General features: G+C 65.2%; 12 protein-coding genes. 5 read left to right on the forward strand and 7 right to left on the reverse strand.

Annotated features, from left to right (window positions below; genetic code table 11):
* Positions 1 to 28 precede the first annotated feature (28 nt).
* The 4 genes from ACLBKT_RS06555 to ACLBKT_RS06570 are packed head-to-tail and all read right to left on the reverse strand — an operon-like array spanning position 29 to position 6,363.
* Positions 29 to 1,513 carry a tetratricopeptide repeat protein gene (locus ACLBKT_RS06555; protein WP_410182137.1) on the reverse strand — a complete coding sequence of 495 codons (1,485 nt, stop codon included), beginning with the start codon at positions 1,511 to 1,513 and terminating at the stop codon, positions 29 to 31.
* Positions 1,497 to 2,861 (reverse strand): PEP-CTERM-box response regulator transcription factor, encoded by a 1,365-nt coding sequence (gene prsR, locus ACLBKT_RS06560; RefSeq protein WP_410182138.1) that lies wholly within the window; start codon positions 2,859 to 2,861, stop codon positions 1,497 to 1,499. The genes ACLBKT_RS06555 and prsR overlap by 17 nt, the downstream gene beginning before the upstream one ends.
* Positions 2,861 to 4,999, reverse strand: a complete 2,139-nt coding sequence (gene prsK / locus ACLBKT_RS06565; RefSeq protein ID WP_410182139.1) for an XrtA/PEP-CTERM system histidine kinase PrsK — start codon at positions 4,997 to 4,999, stop codon at positions 2,861 to 2,863. Before prsK ends, prsR begins: the two co-directional genes overlap by 1 nt.
* Entirely contained in the window at positions 4,978 to 6,363 is a 1,386-nt protein-coding gene (locus ACLBKT_RS06570; RefSeq protein ID WP_410182140.1) for a TIGR03013 family XrtA/PEP-CTERM system glycosyltransferase, read from the reverse strand. The genes prsK and ACLBKT_RS06570 overlap by 22 nt, the downstream gene beginning before the upstream one ends.
* A 254-nt stretch (positions 6,364 to 6,617) precedes the next feature.
* Between ACLBKT_RS06570 and ACLBKT_RS06575 the strand changes: the two genes are divergently transcribed.
* A complete protein-coding gene (locus ACLBKT_RS06575; RefSeq protein ID WP_410182141.1) occupies positions 6,618 to 7,058 on the forward strand; it encodes a nuclear transport factor 2 family protein in 441 nt (146 codons plus the stop codon).
* Between the two features lie 4 nt (positions 7,059 to 7,062).
* Here the strand turns inward: ACLBKT_RS06575 and ACLBKT_RS06580 are convergent, their stop codons facing one another.
* Positions 7,063 to 8,415, reverse strand: a complete 1,353-nt coding sequence (locus tag ACLBKT_RS06580) for a short-chain fatty acyl-CoA regulator family protein (RefSeq protein ID WP_410182142.1) — start codon at positions 8,413 to 8,415, stop codon at positions 7,063 to 7,065.
* 180 nt (positions 8,416 to 8,595) lie between these two features.
* On the opposite strand from ACLBKT_RS06580, the gene ACLBKT_RS06585 reads away from it, so the two are divergent.
* Together ACLBKT_RS06585 and ACLBKT_RS06590 are read left to right on the forward strand one after the other, a co-directional pair.
* On the forward strand, positions 8,596 to 10,194 hold the full coding sequence (locus ACLBKT_RS06585; RefSeq protein WP_410182143.1) for an isocitrate lyase: 1,599 nt from the start codon (positions 8,596 to 8,598) through the stop codon (positions 10,192 to 10,194).
* Between the two features lie 100 nt (positions 10,195 to 10,294).
* Positions 10,295 to 10,474, forward strand: coding sequence for a hypothetical protein (locus ACLBKT_RS06590; protein ID WP_160760846.1), 180 nt, complete (start codon positions 10,295 to 10,297; stop codon positions 10,472 to 10,474).
* Positions 10,475 to 10,721: 247 nt separating this feature from the next.
* On the opposite strand, the gene ACLBKT_RS06595 is transcribed toward ACLBKT_RS06590, so the two are convergent.
* Both ACLBKT_RS06595 and ACLBKT_RS06600 read right to left on the reverse strand, forming a co-directional pair.
* Positions 10,722 to 12,047: an amidohydrolase gene (locus tag ACLBKT_RS06595; RefSeq protein WP_410182144.1), complete on the reverse strand. Its 1,326-nt coding sequence runs from the start codon at positions 12,045 to 12,047 to the stop codon at positions 10,722 to 10,724.
* A gap of 22 nt (positions 12,048 to 12,069) precedes the next feature.
* Positions 12,070 to 13,929 (reverse strand): SLC13 family permease, encoded by a 1,860-nt coding sequence (locus ACLBKT_RS06600; protein ID WP_410182145.1) that lies wholly within the window; start codon positions 13,927 to 13,929, stop codon positions 12,070 to 12,072.
* Positions 13,930 to 14,089: 160 nt separating this feature from the next.
* Between ACLBKT_RS06600 and ACLBKT_RS06605 the strand changes: the two genes are divergently transcribed.
* Positions 14,090 to 15,631 carry a DUF4153 domain-containing protein gene (locus tag ACLBKT_RS06605; protein ID WP_410182146.1) on the forward strand — a complete coding sequence of 514 codons (1,542 nt, stop codon included), beginning with the start codon at positions 14,090 to 14,092 and terminating at the stop codon, positions 15,629 to 15,631.
* Positions 15,632 to 15,647: 16 nt separating this feature from the next.
* Entirely contained in the window at positions 15,648 to 16,373 is a 726-nt protein-coding gene (locus ACLBKT_RS06610) for a response regulator transcription factor (RefSeq protein WP_410182147.1), read from the forward strand.

Consider the following 16,373-nt stretch of genomic DNA (forward strand, 5'->3'; position numbering starts at 1 on the left):
TCGGGGCGCTTGTCGAGCGGCAGCGCGGTCAGTGCGGTACGAGGTGGCGCGGATGGACCTCTGCAAGCAAGGCGGCATAGCGGCGGGCATCGTTCGGCTGGCTCAGCGACTGCGCTGCGCGCAGGCGCAGCCCGAGCAGCGCCGGATCATGCCCTGCCCCCAGCGCGATGGCATGATCGAGCAGCCGCGCCGCCCGCATCCAATCGCCGCGCTGGCCATAGCGCTCGGCCAAGGCGATCAGCGCACTCGCATTATCGGGCTCACCCGCCACATGGCGTACCAATAATGTATCGACCGACGCCGCGTCACCCGAGCTTGCATATGCCTGCATCAACTTGCGCGCGAGTGGCCACGGCCGTTTCACTTGCGTGGCCCGAGAATAGGCTGTGAGCGCGGCCCTCGGATCGCCGGCCCCGAGCAAAACATCGCCGCTCAGCACGGAAACATCCGCCGACGCCGGGAAGCGTTTGCCAAGCGCCTGCATATTCGCCCGTGCGGTGCCCCAATCCCCCGCCGAGCCTGCCTGCCGCGCCGTTGCCGTCGGTTGCGGCAGGCCTTCGCGCAGCGCAAGCACCACCGGCGCCGTGCTTGCTCCGCGCATCGCCCACGCCAGCAGGGGGGCTGCGCTCACTCGGTCACCGCGCTGCTCATAGGCCCGCGCGACCAGCATCACGAGGTAAGGCGATGCCTCCCGCAGCCCCGTTTCCGGCCCAAAGCGGGCGATCAATTCGTCCCCTCGCCCTGATTCGAGCATCGCCTTGGCAAGCAGTTCGCGCAGCTTGGCATGGGAGGGCTGGCGCGCGACGAGCCCTTCGAGGATCACCGCAGCACTATCGGCGTTGCCCTCTGCCAAGCTGATGACCGCATCCAGCTGCAACGCCGCTGGAACGCCGCGCGCCGCCATGCCACTGCGCGCCAGCAGGCTGCGAGCGAGCGCATATTCTCCGCCGCGTGCCGCCAGCACGGCTTGCAGATAGGGCACGCGGTCATCGGCAGGCGCGACGTCGGTGAGCTTGCGCACCGCTTCAAGCATGGCCCCGGCCTCCCCGGCATCACCAAGGGTTGCGGCATATTCGGCCCATCCGTCGCGGTAATTGGGATCCGCCGCCAACGCCGCCTCGAACCAAGGCAGGGCAGCAGCAAAGCCATGCGCGTCGCGCACCATCATGGCGCGCATCAACAGCGCAGGCGGATAATCGGGCCCAAGCTCCAGTGCGCGATCGGCCGCTTCGATCGCCGTCAGATGCTCTCCGCCGCGAAAGCGTAGCCGCGCGATGGCGACCCATAGGGCCGGATCGTTCGGGGCAAGCCCGCGCGCTGCATCCAGTTTCCGCCCGGCATCCGCCAATTGGCCGGCCGCCATGGCCCGGTCAGCATCGCCCAGCAGCTGCACCACCGCGGGTTTCCGCGCCTCGTCATATGCGGACACCCCCGCCCCGTTGTCCTCCGAGCAGCCCGCCAGTGCCAGACACAGTGCGGTCAGCCCGGCGGCTGTGTCACGCCTGAAGGTCATATTGCTTGAGCAGGTCATACAGCGTGGGGCGACTGATCCCGAGCAGCTTGGCAGTACTGGAGATGTTGCCCTCGCTACGCGACAGCGCGTGGCGGATCACCCGGCGGTCCGCTGCCTCGCGCGCTGCCTTGAGGTTGAGCACGTCGGCATCCTCGTCCTCGCCAGCGCCCAGATCGAGGTCGTCAGCGTTCACCAGCTTGCCATCAGCCATGATCACCGCACGCTTTACCCGGTTTTCAAGCTCGCGGACATTGCCCGGCCATTCGTGCGCATCGATCGCCGCCAGCGCGTCGGCGGCAAAGCCGGTGACGGACGGGTTCATCTCGGCCGCAAAGCGCTTCAGGAACACCTTGGCGAGCAACACCGGATCGCCGTGCCGCTCAGCCAGACTGGGGATGCGGATCACGATCTCGGCGAGGCGGTAGAACAGATCCTCGCGGAAGCTGCCGGCGGTGATCATGCCTTCGAGGTCCTGGTGCGTGGCGCAGACGATCCGAGTGTTGACCGCAATGGCTTTTCGCCCGCCGACCCGTTCAATGGTGCGTTCTTGCAAGAAGCGCAGCAGCTTGACCTGAAGCGGCAGCGGGATGTCGCCCACCTCATCAAGGAACAGGGTGCCGCCATTGGCGCTTTCGATCTTGCCCTCGGTGGTTTTGACTGCGCCGGTGAAGGCGCCCTTTTCGTGACCGAAGAGCTCGCTTTCGAGGAGGTTTTCGGGGATCGCGGCACAGTTGATCGCGATGAACGGGCCATTGGCGCGGTCGCTCGCGTCGTGGAGGCCTTTCGCCAGCAGTTCCTTGCCCGTCCCGCTTGCGCCCAGCAGCATGACCGACACCGAAGTGCGCGCCACACGCTCGATGGTGCGTGCGACCTTGACCATCTCGGGGGCGCCGGTGATCATCCGGCCAAGCACGGTCTTGTCGGCGCTGGCACTGGCGACGAGGCGGCGGTTCTCCTCCTCGATGCTTCGCAGGTTGAACGCGCGCCGCACGATCAGGCCCAGCGCGTCAATGTCGATCGGCTTCTGGTAGAAATCGTAAGCCCCCCGCGCGATCGCCGCCAAGGCGCTTTCGCGCGCGCCGTGGCCGCTGGCGACGATCACCTTGGTGTCGGGCTTCAGCGCCATGATCGCATCGAGCACGGCAAAACCCTCGGTCGTGCCGTCAGGATCGGGCGGCAGTCCGAGATCGAGAGTCACCACGCCCGGCGTCTCAGATCGCAACGCGGCCAGCGCGCTGTCGCGGTCCCCGGCGATCACGACGTCAAAATCATCATAGGCCCATTTGAGCTGGGCCTGCAGGCCAGGATCGTCCTCGATCACCAGCAGCACGGGTTTCTTCTCGGGCATTATGCGACACCTCGTTCATTTTCGCTGTCTTGCGCGAGCAGTAGCTGCACCGCATCGGCCAGCGGCAACACCACGGAAAAGCGCGTGCCGAGCCCTTCACGGCTCTCCACCGCAATCCGCCCGCCCATCGCCTTGACGAGTTCGCGCGCCTCAAAGGCGCCGATGCCGAACCCGCCCGATTTGGACGAGACGAAAGGTTTGAACAGCCCGCTGCGCACAAAGGCCGGGCTCATGCCCTTGCCGGCATCGACCACGTCAATCGCGCCGTGCAAGCCTTCGCTGGTGATGTCGAGAAACACCGGCATTTCCGGCTCGCTCGCATCAATGGCGTTCTGCACCAGATGGATGAGCGCCTGTTCGAGCGCTTCGCGATTGCCCACCACACGGACGGGGTGTTCGCGGGTCAGGGCGACCCGGTGAACGCCCTTGAAGCGCTCGGCAATGCCGCGCGCCAGCTCGACCAGCTCAATCGAACCGAGCGCATTGACCTGCCCGGAGCCGTAGCGCCCAAGCCTCGCGAGCAGCGCGGAAAGCTTGTCCGCCGAATTGCGCAAAGTCACCAACATATCGGCGCGGAAGGCGGGATTGTCGGCGTGCTTTTCGGCATTGGCCGCCAACAGGGAAAGCTGGCTGACCAGATTTTTGATATCGTGCATCACAAAGGCCATGCGGCGATTGAATTCGTCAAACCGGCTCGCATCCATCAGCGCCTGCTGCCCGGCCTGTTCGGACAGATAGCTGGCCAGCTGCTGCCCGGCGACACGCAGCAGATCGAAATCCTCCCAATCAAGCTGGCGCGGATTGCGCGGGCGGGCGAGGACGATGACGCCAACCAATCGGTCAAAGTGGAGCAGCGGCACCAGTGCCCAGGCATCCTCTGCCTCAATCAACCAGTCCGGCACTTGCGCCGCTTCGCCATGATGGTCGATCCCGCCGCGCGCTTCGTCGATGGCGAGGATGAAGTTGTGCCGTTCGAGCAGTCCCGACAACGCATAGTCGCCCGCCACGGCCGGGATGGCGATGGTCGGCCAGTTCCAGCGCGCGGTGAGTTCCAGCTGGGCCTCCTCGTTCGGCATCAGCAGCAGGCCTGCCGGACTTTCGGTAATGTCGGCGAGCGCCTTGACTGCGCGTTCCTCGAGGCTGGCGTTGCCTGCGCCGCTGCGCCCGATGGTGCGGGTGAACCGCAGCCATTCCTCGCGGTAATCATAGCGGTGCTGGAACAGGTGCTTGGTCGCGGTGACGCGCAGCCACCCGCGCAGACGCGCCGACGGCAGCGCCAGCACCGCTCCCATGATCGCGATCACCACGAAGGCCGCCTGACTGGCACGGGCCATATCGCCCCCGAGCAGCGCCAGCGACTTGGTCACCAGCACCATTCCCACCAGATAGCCGCCGATCAGCAGGAGCGAGAGCGTGCGGAAGGTCACCGCGCGTGACGGGCTGAATTGCGCGCGCGGCCCGGCGGCATTCATCCCAAGCGCGAACAGCGCCGCCATAATCCCGGCGAACAGCCCGCGCGCATCGCCGAGCGCTCCGGCCGTCGATCCACCGAGATAGGCCACGGTCTGGAGGTTGAGATCGTAGGCGAATATCCCGGCCAGTGCGATGCCGGTCCAGCGCAGCACCGGGCGCAAGGCGCTTGCCGCACCCGCATAGAGGTTGTGCAGCAGCATCAGCGCGCCGATCGCGACCAGCATATCGATCAGGGCGCGCGCCTCGAAAACCGCCTGGCTGACCTGAGGCGCACCTGAGAACCTGAACCCGACCAGCAGCACCACGGGCTGAAGCAATTGCACCAGCACCAAAGCGACAATGACCGGGCGAACAGGCTTGAGGCTGGCCGCGCGGCCATCGGCACCAAACAGGCAGAAGATCGTGGCGATCAGCGCGAGGTTGCGCGCCATCGCTGCGATAATGGTCGCATCATGTTCGGTGCCGAGCCCGGCGGCGAGTGCGCACCACACGCTGCTTGCGCCGGCGGCGATCATCAGCGTGGTCCGATCCGGCCGCGCGCGCTCCCCGTGGCGCCAGATCCACAGCATCGCGCCGGCGCTCAGCACGGCGCCGACAACCCAGGCGAGGAAGCCCGCCAAGGGCACAATGCCGCCCAGCCAGATCACCGCGCACCCTCCGGCCACAGCACCACACGCAGTGTTTGCAACAGGATCACAAAGTCGAGGAAGGGTGTGTAATTCTTCGCGTAGTAGAGATCATATTCGAGCTTGCAGCGGCTGTCCTCGACCGACGCGCCATAGGGATAATTGATCTGCGCCCATCCGGTGATGCCGGGCTTCACCATGTGCCGCTCGCCGTAGAAGGGGATTTCCTCCTCAAGACTTTCGACGAATGACGGCACTTCGGGACGCGGACCGACGAAGCTCATCTCGCCCTTCAGCACGCTCCATGTCTGAGGGAGTTCGTCGATCCTGACCTTGCGGATGAACCGCCCGAGACGGGTGATACGCGGATCATTCTCCTCGGCCCACTTGGCCCCGTCCTTTTCGGCATCGGTCCGCATCGAGCGCAGCTTGATGAGCGTGAACGGCTCGCCATAAAGCCCCACCCGTGTCTGACGGAAAAAGGCCGGGCCCTTGCTGTCGAGCTTCACCAGCAGGGCAAACAGCGCGATCACCGGCAGCGTCAGCGTCAGCAGGATCACACTCGCGGTGATGTCGAAAATGCGCTTCACCGCGCTCGAGAACATCCGGCTGCTGGAAAAGCCATCGGAGAAGATCAGCCAGCTGGGATTTATCGTGTCGAGATCGACCCGGCCGGTCTCCCGCTCGATGAAGCTGGAGAAGTCGTTGACGTGGACGCCCTTGGTCTTGATCCGCAGCAGGTCTTTCAGGGGCAAGGCGTTGCGCCGCTCCTGAAGGGCGAGCACCACTTCGGACACGCCGAGATTCTCAACGAACCGGCCCAAATCGTGGATGGCCGAGCGCGGGATCGCTTCTTCAACGACCCGGGCATCATCGCTCATGGCAATATAGGAGACGATGACAAAGCCGGTCTCGGGCTTATCGCCCAATTCGCGCAGGCGCTGTGCCCGGTTGCCAGCACCCAGCACCATCACGCGGCGACGAAACGCCGAGGAACCGAGGAAAGAGTTGAGCAGCAGCCGGTCTGCCACCAGCACCACAATCGCAAGCCCCATGGTGTAGAGCAGCGTCGAACGCCAGAACAGGTCGCTCGGCAGGACGAAGTCGACCACCGCCAGCGCAATGATGCCCAAGCTGATCGCCACCAGCACCCGCGCTCCTGCAAAGCGGAGCGATCGCAGCGAATTGGGGCCGTAGACCCCGACCGCAATCATCGCCAGCCAGATCACCGAAGCCGTGCCCAATAGCGCCAGGCCGCGGCCACCGAAGTCGCCCAGATCCATGCCGATCTGGTGCGCACGCCATTGCCAGGCGATCTCGCTCGCCAGCACCAGCAAGCCAAGATCGAGCAATCCGAGCAGCAGCACGGCGTGCGGGATGTAATGCTTAAACAGGCGGATCATGTCAGGGGCGGCCTCTGGTGCATGCCCTGCCGCTTCTAGACCCGAGACCTTAAGTGTCGGTAAACTTTACACCGCTCTGCAAGCCCGCAATTCTGCGCCGCGCAAGGGTTAATGCCTTCGTTTCACGGCCTACCCCCGTGGGGTGCCTTCGCCGCCGGTTCGGGCTATACTCCGGTTCTGCAACCGGGTGGCAAAAGGGGTCGGCAATGGCTGGGCGGAGCAACCGACGTGAGGCGATTGGGATCGGATTGGCGATGGCGGCAACCCCGTCGCTTTCCCCGAGTGGCGGCGACGCGGCCTCGGCAGAGGCCGCTTTGATGGGTTTTCTGCGCAGTTTCGCTGCTTGCGACCTTGCCGCAATGGAAGCGGCCTTCGCATCTGAGGCCACCAGCTTCGACGGGATTTATGCCGGCACTGATGAACCTTCGCCTCCACGGGAAGGCCTGAAGCGCGCGAACGGAATGCCGGCTGGGATGCGACGCATCGCGCTTGCCTTGCCAAAGGAGCGGCCCGGTCCGCCCTATCATCGACCTGACCTCATTCAGGATTTGGACGTACAGGTGGTGGGAGACATGGCGCTGTGCACCTTCCATTTCGACAATCCTGAACGGCTCGGACGCCGCACCATCGTGCTCGTGCGGCGCGGCGCTGACTGGCGCATTCTTCACATCCACGCCTCCAACCAGCACTTCTGAACCGTCACACGCCAATGCGTGGGCGCGGCAGCGCGCTGGCGATCCGCGCCGGAGCGGGGGTCAGACACTCGGCCCGGCCGCACCGGCCACACGGCACACCCAGCGGCACAGCATCAAGTCGGTCGAGTGAGACGCCGCGGGCATGGGCGAGGTCACCCGCAAAGCGCGCCTCGATCCCCAGCACCACCGCGCGGCGGCCTGCGCACATCACCCCGTCGCCATCCACCGTGCGGGTGATCGTGAACCAGTGCCGCGCTGCTGCTTCCCCCTCAGCGAAGGTGACGGCCTGGGTGAGCACGGTTCCAGGACGCTCGAATGCGGCAAAGGGCACCCATGCAGGCCAGCGCGCGCCTTCGAGCGGATAGATCGCGCCGCTCCCGCCCGCGGTGAAACTGGTCATCCGTCCCGCCCGGTCAATCACCGCCATGAAGAACGGCAAGCCCCGTTCGCCCACGCGGCCCAAGGTGGTGAGACGCTGGGCGACCTGATCGAAGCTCACGGCAAAGCGGCGCTGGAGAACCGCCAAATCATACCCCGTCGCCTCGCAGGCCCGCAGGAAGCGGCGATAGGGCAGCAGCAGCGCTCCCGCGAGATAATCGGCGATATGCTCGCGAAAGGCGTCCCGCGCATCCGCACTGGCAAGGTTCGCACCTGCCACCAGCGTCTCGATGCCGTCGCGCATTTCCAGCTGCCCGACCTGCCGGGCAATCTGGAAGCGCCGCGCGGCGCCGGGGAGCATTTCGGAGAGCTGCAATTGGCGCGCGTGAAGATCGAGCCGATGGACCTGCCCCGGCATGACCTCGGCCGGCAGAATGCGCACCTGAAGCTGGTGTTTCTCCCGCAGTCGTTCACCCAAGGCCGCGCTGATTTCCCCGCGTGAGAGGCGCAGCTCATCGGCAAGGTCTTCTGCGGCGTGGTCAAGATCGGCAAAGTGGTTCTGCCAGCGCTCCACCGCTCGGCGGGAAGCAGCAGCGGTATCCTCAACCACAAGGCGCTCACCCCCGCCCGTGTCATACAGACGCGCAAAGGCAGCGGCGATTTGTGGTGCGGCGGCAAGAAACTCCTGCACTTCCTCCCGGTCGATCCCGAGATCGCCGAAGCGCTTGTCGGACATGCGCCGCACCAGACCGTCGAGTCCGCCGATGGCATCGTCTTCACGCAAGGAGCGCGGATCGAAATCGAACCGCTCGATCACCTGCACCAGCACGCGCGCTGACAGGGGGCGCTGGTTGCGCTCGATCAGGTTGAGGTACGACGGCGAAATCCCGAGGATTCCGGCCATTCCGGCTTGGGTCAGGCCTTCGCGTTTGCGCAGACGGCGCAAGGCAGGCCCGGCGAGGAGGTTAGTGTCAGCCATAACCGGTCTTGTAAATTAATTTACGGATTGACACAAGAATGCAGGCAATTGTCGGCATAGCGACACGAATATCTGTAAGTTTTCCTGTCTTGCTGCGCCGCACCACGCCAAAGCCTGCTCATCCAGCGGCGCGAGTCTGCAAGGCCTCAAACCCCTCCCCAGGATGGACAGGAGATACCTATGACCTACCAGAACACCATCACCCGGATGCAGAGCATTGTTTCGACGAATGGACCGAGCTGGGCCGCGATTGATCCCGAAAGCGCCGCGCGCATGGCGATCCAGAACCGTTTCCCCACCGGCCTCGACATTGCCAAGTACACCGCCAAGATCATGCGCGCCGACATGGCCGCCTATGATGCCGACCCGGCGCAATACACCCAGTCACTCGGCTGCTGGCACGGCTTCATCGCGCAGCAGAAGCTGATCGCGATCAAGAAGCACTTCGGTACGACCAAGCGCCGCTACCTCTACCTCTCGGGCTGGATGGTCGCCGCGCTGCGCAGCGAGTTCGGCCCGCTGCCCGACCAGTCGATGCACGAAAAGACCAGCGTGCCCGCGCTGATCGAGGAGCTCTATACCTTCCTCAAGCAGGCCGACGCCCGCGAGCTCGGCATGATGTTCCGCGCCCTCGACGCCGCCCGCAAGGCCGGTGACGCGGTCGAAGCCAAGCGCATCGAGAACGCGATCGACAACTACGAAACCCACGTGGTGCCGATCATCGCCGACATCGACGCAGGCTTCGGCAATGCGGAAGCGACCTACCTGCTCGCCAAGAAGATGATCGAAGCGGGGGCCTGCGCGCTCCAGATCGAGAACCAGGTCTCGGACGAAAAGCAATGCGGCCACCAGGACGGCAAGGTCACCGTGCCGCACGAGGACTTCCTCCAGAAGATCCGCGCCTGCCGCATGGCCTTCCTCGAAATGGGTCTCGACGACGGCGTCATCGTCGCTCGTACCGACTCGCTCGGCGCTGGCCTGACCAAGCAGATCGCCTTCTCGAAGGAGCCGGGCGATCTGGGCGATCAGTACAACAGCTTCCTCGATGCCGATGAGGTCGATCCGGCGAACATCACCAATGGTCAGGTCTTCATCAGCCGCGACGGCAAGCTACTCGCCCCCAAGCGCCTGCCCTCGAACCTCTTCCAGTTCCGCGCAGGAACGGGTGTGGACCGCGTGGTGCTGGACTGCATCACCTCGCTCCAGAATGGGGCAGACCTGCTGTGGATCGAGACCGAGAAGCCGCATGTCGAGCAGATCGCCGAAATGGTCGATCGCATCCGCGAAGTCGTGCCGAACGCCAAGCTGGTCTACAACAACTCGCCCAGCTTCAACTGGACGCTGAACTTCCGCCAGCAGGTGTTCGACGCCTGGGAAGCGGCGGGCAAGGACGTGTCGGCCTATGACCGCGCGAAGCTGATGAGCGTCGACTACGACGGCACCGAGCTGTCGGACGAAGCCGACGAGAAGATCCGCACCTTCCAGCGCGATGCCGCTGCGCGGGCCGGGATCTTCCACCACCTCATCACCCTGCCGACCTACCACACGGCCGCGCTCAGCACCGACAATCTCGCGCGCGAGTATTTCGGCGAGCAGGCGATGCTGGGTTACGTCAAGAACGTGCAGCGCGAGGAAATCCGTCAGGGCATCGCCTGCGTGAAGCACCAGAACATGTCGGGCAGCGACATCGGCGATGATCACAAGGAATACTTCGCCGGGGAAGCCGCTCTGAAGGCGGGCGGCGTGCACAACACGATGAACCAGTTCGAGGCGGCATAAGCCGCCCGGGAGGGGGGCCGGAGGGTCGCGTCATTGTGGCCTTCCGGTTGCCTGCAAAGCCGCCTAAGGGCGTGAGACCATCACCCCGAGGAGAGTGACGATGACCGATACCGAAACCCCGAATCCCGAGCCGGCCCGCGCCCGCGCGCTGCTCTCGACTGCGGACATGAAGCTGCTGCGCCGCGCGCTGGAAAGCCACGCCCGTAACACCGAAGACCGTGAGGAGCTGGCCAAGATCAACGCCCTGCACCACCGTCTGGGCACTTACGTTCCGTCGTAAGGCCGCACCCGCTTAACAGTTCTCCTGGGGAGGAGAAACGGCCGTCGGAATGCGCCTTCAAGGCGCGCTCCGGCGGCCGAATTTTTGGCGCGGAGCAAGACGGCTCCATCCGTCCTGAACAGCCCCCGTTCGCCGTGAGCCTGACGAAGGACTGCTCTTCGCTTCCGCGTTCAGCGCGAACCCAAAAAAGCCGCAGAACAACCCGTCGCAGGCTCAGGGTGAGCGGGTGCAGGGTCGACGAGTCGTCCTAACCGCCCTGCTTCTTCATCAGATCAAGCGTTGCCGCTGTCAGCGCCTCGGTTGCGGTGGCGATCACCACAGGGGCATCGGGCGCCCAGAACGGGGAGTGGAGCGACGGCAGCGTAATCTCGCCCGCCTGCGCCTTGGCCCATTCCTCGGCCCGAACGCCGCCGACCCACAGAATCAGGGATTCCACATTCTCGCGGTCGGCGCGGTAATACTGGCTGAAATCCTCCCCACCCATCACCGCGGGCACCTCCATCAACCGGTCCTGAAAGCGCGGGGTGAGCGTGGCGACCACGCGTTCGGTCAGAGCAGCGGTGTTGAAGGTGGCGGGGGTATAGGGCGTCTTGACCGTCATGGTCGGCAGCTTGTCATCCGGCATTCCTGCGGCAATCGCCTCACCCCGGGCGATCCGGGCGATCCCGTCCAGCAATTGCTGGCGCGATTCGTCGGAGTAGCTGCGGACGGTCAGCTGAAGGCGGGCCTCGTCGGGAATGATGTTGTGCTTGGCGCCGGCCTGAAAGCTGCCGACGGTCACCACCGCCGAATCGGTCGGGTTCAGCTCGCGGCTCACCAGCGTCTGCAAGCGCATCACGATCGCGGCGGCGAGCACCACCGGGTCCTTCGTCGTGTGCGGATAGGCGCCGTGGCCGCCCACTCCCGGAACGACGATATCGACCGAATCGACATTGGCCAGCGCGAAACCCTTGGCATAGCCGACATGCCCGGCCGGAAACTGCGCGGCGTCGTGAAAGGCGAGCACATAGTCGGGCTTGGGAAAGCGGGTGAACAGCCCGTCGTCGAGCATCGCCTTGGCACCCTCACCCACTTCCTCGGCGGGCTGGAGGATCATCACCAACGTGCCCGACCACTGCGCCTTGCGCGCGACGAGCTGCTGCGCGGTCCCGATCCAGGCGGCCATGTGGGTGTCATGCCCGCAGGCGTGCATCACCCCGGTCTCGGTGCCATTGGGCGCGACGGCGCGCCGTTTCGAGGCATAGGGCAGCCCCGTCTGCTCAATGACCGGCAAGCCGTCCATGTCGGCGCGCAGCATCACCGTTGGGCCATCACCGTTGCGCAGCACCGCAACCACACCGGTCTTGCCGACGCCTTCGGTCACTGCGAACCCCATGGCCCGCGCGCGCGCGGCGAGCTTCTTGGCGGTTTCGACCTCCTGAAAGCTCAGCTCTGGGTTCGCGTGCAAGTCCTTGTAGAGCTCCACGAGAGCGGGCAGGTCTGCCGCGACCGCATCACGCAGTTCATCCGCTTGCACCGGCGCCGCTGCCAGCACCAGCACGCTCGCTCCCGCCCATTGCCACACCCGTCTCATCGCACGCTCTCCCTGTCAGTCGTTACAATCCATACCACACCACCAGCAGGACCGAGAGCACCGTTACCATCAGGGCCACCAGCGGCACCCCCGCGCGGATGTAATCGCCGAATTCGTAGCCGCCTTCGGACATGATCAGCAGGTTGGTCTGATAGGCAATCGGCGTGGCGAAGGAGAGGTTGCACCCGAACAGCACCGCCAGCACCAGCGGTTCAGGCGGCAGTCCGAGCTGCATCGCGATGCTATAGGCAATCGGCGTGCCGATGGTCGCGGCGGTCGCATTGGAAGCGAAATTCGTCAGGATCGTCACGAACAGCATGATGGCCGACAGGATGAGAGCAGGAGGCAGGTAGGCAAGGCCCAGCGAAAGCGCCTGACCCAGCCATTCCGCCGCCCCGCTTTCATCGATCACCCGGCCGATGGCGAGGCTCGCCGCGATCAACACGATCACCTTGGCGGACAGCGCCCTCCCCACCCGGTCGAACTTGACGCAGCCGGTGACGAACATCGCAATCGCGCCCGCCAGCGCGGAAATCGCGATCGGCAACTTGATCGGCGCATAGCTCGTGCCGTCGAACCACGGCAGGCCAAGCGAGGCGGTGGCGATGGCGCCGAGCATGATCGCGCCTGCCAGCACCGCCTTGGAGCGGCGCGGCAATTCGCGCGCGCCTTCAAGCCGCAGCAACCCGTCATTGCGGGCGAAGGCCTGCAAGTCCTCGTCGATCCCCATCACCAGCAGCACGTCACCTTCGAGGATCCTGAGATCGCCAGCTTCGGTGTAGCTATCGCGCTCCCCCAGAACGCGGTTGGGGCGGTGAATGCCGAGCACGGCCACACCGTAGAGATCGGCAATCCCCGAACTGGCGAGCGTGCGCGTGACAAGGCGTGAATCCGCCGTCACGGTCATCTCGACCGCGACGATATCCTGACCCTGCGCCTTGGAAACGCGGCGGATGCGCTCAAGCACCCACGACGGCGCAAGCTCGCCCTTCAGGGCGCGCGCGGCCTCCTCCAGCGCTTCGTGCGTGCCGGAGATGTGCAGGCGTTCTTCCGGCCGAAGCGGTCCTGACGGCGCGTCGTGGAAGGTGATCCCATCGGGCAGATTGCCCCGCGCGGCGGAGAGATCGCCCCCTGCCAGCAGGCTGCTCGCCCCCACGCGCAAGCGGGTGTGGAAAATGCGGCGCGCATTGTCAGGCACCACGCTGTTGTCACGCAGCATCCGCGGCATCACCAGCCACAGATAGGGGATCGTCACAAGGCCCGCCAACATCACGATGGGCGTGAACTGGAACACCCCGAACGGGGCCATCCCGATGTCGGCGGCAATTGTCACCACGAGAATGTTGGTAGACGTGCCGATGGTCGTCGCCATGCCGCCGAGCAGCACGGCGGTGTTGACCGGCATCAGAATTTTCGAAGAGGCCATCAGCCCCTTGGCGGCGATCCCCACGATGATCGGGATCAGCAGCACCATCACCGGCGTGTCGTTGACGAACATCGACATGAAGAACGCAAGCAGCAGCGCCGTCAGCAGGCCGATCTGCGGATTGAAGCGGAACACGGTTTCCAGCAGCCGGGCAAAGGGCTCCAGCGCCCCCGTCACCACCAACCCGCGCCCCATGATCATCAGCGCGCAAATCGTGATCAGCGCCGAATGGCCGAAGCCGCCAAACGCAATTGCCAGTCCGTCCGTCGGCTTGGTGCCTTCGAGCGGTGCGAAGTAGAGACCCACCCCGATCACCGCGATGGTGACGAGCGAGATGATCTCCTCAGGGTAACGGCCCCGGGCAAAGCCGATGAACATGGCGATGGTCACCGCCATGGCCGCTATCGCGTGATAGGATGGAGCTTCCAGCATGGCGTTGCCTAACGGGCTAGCCAATCGGCTGGGTGCCGGGCAAGCGGTTTATGGATTTGGCGGCTTGGTCGCGCTCAGGCTCTGCACCAAATCTGCACGACAAGCAGGCTGCATCAGCACAGCCTCCACCACCTTTGCACCATCCCATGTTGGCAAACCCTCGTCGAACAGACGGAGAATTTGCATGCCTGGTGCTCTGACCATACCCTCTTGGTCCCGCTACAGTTTCGCGATGAAGCTGGGCGGCGCGCTTGCCCTGCTCGTCGTCGCCGATGGGCTGCTTTACGGATATGGCGGCGGAGCGGTGATCGGCCTGTTCGCGCTGATCTGGCTCGCGGTCATGGTGCTGGTCCGGCCCGCGGTCCGACACGCACGCGGCGGGTGGATCGCCCTGTTGTGCGGCGCCTTGTTTGCGGCGAGTTTGATCCATAACCCCGGTCCTCTGGCCGGCTTGCTGTTCCTGATCGCGATCGGCAGCGCGGCGCTGCTTCCCCGGCATGTGTTCGATCATGCCGGGCTGTGGTTCTTGCGGCTGACGACGCTGGGCATGGGCGCGCCATTCTGGCCCATTGCCGATGCATGGCGGCTCGCCAGCATGTCCGGCCAACGCGGATCGATGGGCAAGTCCATCCTGCTCAATGTCGCACTGCCGCTGATCGGCGGGGCGCTGTTCCTCAGCCTGTTTGCCAGCGCCAATCCGGTGCTCGGCAATGCCGTTGCGGCCATCGAATGGCCCGACCTCACGACTCTCATCGGCCATGGGCTGCTGCTTGGGGTGACGCTCGTTTTCGTCTGGCCGACCCTGCGACCCCGCGCCTTGCGTTTCGCCAGCGCGCGACAGGCGTGGTTGCCGCAGATGCCCGATCCCTCGGTGACGATGATGCTGGTGACGCTGCTGGTCTTCAACGCGGTGTTCGCGCTGGAAAACGGCCTCGACATCGTCTTCCTGTGGAGCGGAGCGCCGCTGCCTGATGGCATCACGCTGGCCGATTATGCCCACCGCGGTGCGTACACGCTGATCGCCACGGCGTTGCTGGCCGGACTCTTCGTGCTGGTTGCGCTGCGACCGGGCTCGCCCTCGGCCCAGACCCCGATCATCCGCCGCCTGCTGCTGGCCTGGGTTGCGCAGAATCTCCTGCTGGTCGCCTCCAGCATCCTGCGCCTGCTCGACTACATCGATGCCTATTCGCTGACCGAATGGCGGATCGCAGCGCTGGTGTGGATGGTGCTGGTGGCGACCGGGCTCGTGCTGATTTGCTGGCGGTTCTTGCATGGCCAATCGGCGGCGTGGCTGATCAATGCCAATGTGCTGGCCGCCGGGATCGTGCTGAGCGTTTCGACGCTGGTCGATTACGGCGCGATTGCGGCACGGTGGAATGTCGACCACCTGCGCGATCCGGCGCGGCTTGACCTGTGCTATCTGGAGCGGCTGGAAAGTTCCGCGCTGATCCCGCTACTCGAACTGCGCAAGGCTCCCGTTGGCAACAGGCTGCGCGATCAGGCCAGCTATCTGAGCGGCGTGGCCTATCGCAGGCTGGCGGAAAGCCAGAGCGACTGGCAAAGCTGGACCGTGCGCGGCGCCCTGCGCCTTGCCGAAGCGGACGCGCTGCTGGCGGGCAATGCCCTCACGCCGCTGCCCGCGCCCCATGGCCGGATGTGCGGGGGTGAGATCCTGCCGCCTCCGCCCCGCCGGTCGCACTGCCTCAGCCGCCAACTGCAACATTGACGCCGGGAGAAAAGCCGTGATCTTGCATCCCATGCCGCGCTCGATCCTTGTCGTCGATGACGATCCCCACATCCGCCAGCTGCTGGTCTTCGCGCTGGGCAAGGCCGGACTCGCGACGCTCGAGGCCGAAGATGGGGAGGAAGCAGTGGCCCTCATCACCGCGCTGAGGCCCGATCTGGTGATCCTCGATATCAACATGCCGCGGATGGACGGGCTGGAGGTGTGCCGCAGGGTGCGGGCGACAAGCAGCGTGCCGATCCTGTTCCTCTCCTCGCGCGATGACGAGATCGACCGGGTGCTGGGGATCGAGCTTGGTGCGGACGACTATGTGGTGAAGCCTTTCTCGCCCCGCGAAGTGGTCGCCCGGACGCAGGCGATCCTGCGCCGCGCCGCCAGCCCGGCTGTGTCGGAGGAGAAACCCGGCACGGCGATCATCACGCATAATTGCCTGACGCTCGATTGCGAAAGCTGGCGCGCCTCGTGGGATGGGCATGACGTCGCGCTGACCGTGACAGAGTTCACAACGCTGCGCACGCTGGCGGCGCGGCCCGGCAAGGTGTTCACCCGCGATGCGATCATCGACCAGTTGCACGGCCCCGGCTTTGCCGTCACCGACCGCACGATCGACAGCCACATCCGCAACCTGCGGGCAAAGTTCGCGGCAGTCGGCGCCGATGCGCTTATCGAGACGCGCCCCGGTATCGGCTACGCGCTCGGCCCCTGCACCCGCGCGGGCGGCTGA

This window comes from Erythrobacter sp. W302b, from assembly GCF_046452395.1.
Lineage (GTDB): Bacteria > Pseudomonadota > Alphaproteobacteria > Sphingomonadales > Sphingomonadaceae > Erythrobacter.